2 protein-coding genes are annotated in these 3,139 nt (G+C 71.6%); both read left to right on the forward strand.

Features of this window, described 5'->3' with window-relative positions:
• Positions 1-100 precede the first annotated feature (100 nt).
• Positions 101-1,363 (forward strand): MFS transporter, encoded by a 1,263-nt coding sequence (locus ACFU99_RS38745; RefSeq protein ID WP_384401939.1) that lies wholly within the window; start codon positions 101-103, stop codon positions 1,361-1,363.
• A 57-nt stretch (positions 1,364-1,420) separates the two neighbouring features.
• Positions 1,421-3,073 (forward strand): glucose-6-phosphate isomerase, encoded by a 1,653-nt coding sequence (gene pgi / locus ACFU99_RS38750; RefSeq protein ID WP_384401942.1) that lies wholly within the window; start codon positions 1,421-1,423, stop codon positions 3,071-3,073.
• Positions 3,074-3,139 lie beyond the last annotated feature (66 nt).

Here is a 3,139-nt window from a genome sequence, read left to right on the forward strand (position 1 = left end):
GTGTGCGGCCGGGCCGTCGTCGTGCGCGGACCGGCCGTTGTCAGTGGTCGCCGCTACGGTTTCGTCAATGACCGGAGCGGGCGGGGAACATGGGGGAACGGTGACAGCGGTTGACGGGGCAGTGGTCCGTCCGGGTGCCGGAGGGGACTTCAAACGGCTGTGGTCGGCGGCCGTGGTCTCCCGCCTCGGCGACGCGCTGCGCTCCGCCGCACTGCCCCTGCTCGCCGTCTCGTTGACCGATTCACCGGTGCTGGTCTCACTGGTGACCGCCGCCGGGTTCCTGCCGTGGCTGCTGTTCGGGCTGCTCGGCGGCGCCGTCGCGGACCGGGTCGACCAGCGGCGGGCGATGTGGGCGGTGGACGTGGTCCGCGGGCTGCTCGTGGCGGCCCTCGCCGTCGCCGTGACCTGCGGGTCGGCGACGATCGGCCTGCTCATCGCGGTCGCCTTCGCGCTCACCAGCCTCCAGACGCTCTTCGACAACGCCGCCACGGCCCTGCTGCCCGCCGTCGTGGACAAGGCGGCGCTGGGCACGGCGAACGCCCGGCTGATGACCGGCCAGCAGATAGCGGGCTCCTTCGTCGGGGCGCCGCTGGTCCCGGTGCTCCTCGGCATCGGCCTCGCCATGCCGTACGCGGCCGACTCCGCCACCTACCTCCTCGCGGCCGTCCTCGTGGCCGGGGTGCGGGCCGACCCGCCGCCACGCCCCGCCCGCGCCGCCGGGCACACACTGCGGCGCGATATCGCCGACGGCATACGGGCGCTCTGGCGCGACCGGCTGCTGCGGTGGCTGTGCGCTGCCACCACCCTGTGCAACGTCGGCGTCGGCGCGCTCATCGCGATGCTCCCGCTGCTGGTCAAGGGGTGGCTGGAGGCCGGCGACGCGGGCTATGCGGCGGCCATCGCGGCCTACGGCATCGGCGGGGTGACCGGCGGCCTGGCCGCCGGGCGGATCACCGCGCGGCTCGGCCCGGCCCGGAGCCTGCTCCTCGGCGGCGGGCTCCAGGCCTGCTGCCTGGCCGTGCTCGGAACCGTCCGCTTCCTGCCCGCCGCGATCGCCGCCATGGCGGTCTTCGGCTTCGTCGGCCTGCTCTGGAACGTCACCCAGGTGACCTTGATGCAGCGCCGCAGCCCCGCCGGGATGCTCGGCCGCACCAGCGCCGCGTTCCGCACGCTCGGCGTGGCGGGCGCGCCCTTCGGCGCGCTCGCCGGGGGAGCGGTGGCCGCCGCCTGGGGGCTGAACACGCCGATGCTCCTCGCGGCGGTGCTCTTCGTGCTCGCGGTCCTCGCGCTCTCACCCGCCCTCAAGGAGGCGAGCGGCGGAAAGGCGGCGGACCGCGGACAGACGTCTCATACCGCAGCCTGATCAATTAGGTTGGAAGGCGGCGGGACAGGTACGAGAAGAAGTGGGCTGATGTCCGAGATGAACGCAGACGGCCGCAGCAGGCTCGACCAGATGCCTCAGTGGAACGCGCTGGCCAAGCACCGGGACGAGCTGGGGGAGGTGCACCTGCGGGACCTCTTCGCGGACGACCCCGGCCGCGCCGAGCGCTACGGCCTCCAGGTGGGCGACCTGTACCTGGACTACTCCAAGCACCTCGTCACCGACGAGACGCTCCGCCTGCTGCGCGAGCTGGCGGCAGCGGCCGAGGTAGGCGAGCTGCGGGACGCCATGTTCCGCGGCGAGAAGATCAACACCACCGAGGACCGCGCCGTCCTCCACACGGCGCTGCGCGCCCCCGAGTCCGCGTCGATCGAGGTGGACGGCGAGAACGTGGTGCCCGCCGTGCACGCGGTGCTCACCAAGATGCAGGTCTTCTCCGACCGGGTGCGCTCGGGCGACTGGAAGGGCCACACCGGCAAGCCGATCAAGACCGTCGTCAACATCGGCATCGGCGGCTCCGACCTCGGCCCGGCCATGGCCTACGAGGCGCTGCGCGCCTACACCGCCCGCGACCTCCAGTTCCGCTTCGTCTCGAACGTGGACGGCGCGGACCTGCACGAGGCCGTGCGGGACCTCGACCCCGCCGAGACGCTGTTCATCATCGCCTCGAAGACCTTCACCACCATCGAGACGATCACCAACGCCACCTCCGCCCGCGACTGGCTCCTCGCCGGGCTCGGGGCCGGCCAGGAGGCCGTCGCCAAGCACTTCGTGGCGCTGTCGACCAACGCCGAGAAGGTCTCGGAGTTCGGCATCGACGTGACCAACATGTTCGAGTTCTGGGACTGGGTCGGCGGGCGCTACTCGTACGACTCGGCGATCGGCCTCTCCCTCATGATCGCCATCGGGCCGGACCGGTTCCGCGAGATGCTCGCGGGCTTCCACCTCGTCGACGAGCACTTCCGGTGCGCCCCGCCGGAGGAGAACGTTCCGCTGCTGATGGGGCTGCTGGGCGTCTGGTACGGCGGCTTCCACGACGCGCAGTCGCACGCGGTCCTGCCGTACAGCCACTACCTGTCGAAGTTCACGGCCTACCTCCAGCAGCTGGACATGGAGTCCAACGGCAAGTCCGTGGACCGGGCGGGCGAGCCGGTGAACTGGCAGACGGGGCCCGTCGTCTGGGGCACGCCCGGGACCAACGGCCAGCACGCGTACTACCAGCTGCTGCACCAGGGCACCAAGCTGATCCCCGCCGACCTCATCGGCTTCGCCGAGCCTGTCGACGACCTGCTGCCGGGGCTGGTGGCCCAGCACGACCTGCTGATGGCGAACCTGTTCGCGCAGGGGCAGGCGCTCGCCTTCGGCAAGACGCCGGAGGAGGTCGCGGCGGAGGGCGTGCCGGCCGAGCTGATCCCGCACAAGACGTTCAAGGGGGACCGGCCCACGAGCACGATCCTCGCGCGGGAGCTCACCCCTTCGGTTCTGGGGCAGTTGATCGCGCTGTACGAGCACAAGGTGTTCGTACAGGGAGCCATCTGGAACATCGACTCCTTCGATCAGTGGGGTGTTGAGCTGGGGAAGGTGCTCGCGAAGCGGATTGAGCCCGCGCTCCGGGATGGGGCCGAGGTTTCGGGTCTGGACGGGTCCACCAAGGCGCTGGTCGCGCGTTACCGGTCGCTGCGGGGGCGCTGAGGTTCTCCGCCATGCCGGGCCCCGGTCACCTCGCGGTGACCGGGGCCTGGTGCGTCCGTACAGCTC

The sequence above is a fragment of the Streptomyces sp. NPDC057654 genome (assembly GCF_042800135.1).
Lineage (GTDB): Bacteria > Actinomycetota > Actinomycetes > Streptomycetales > Streptomycetaceae > Streptomyces.

Excerpts from the sequence above, each read along its gene's own strand:
- pgi (WP_384401942.1), top strand. The coding sequence starts at position 1,421 with ATGAACGCAGACGGCCGCAGCAGGCTCGACCAGATGCCTCAGTGGAAC.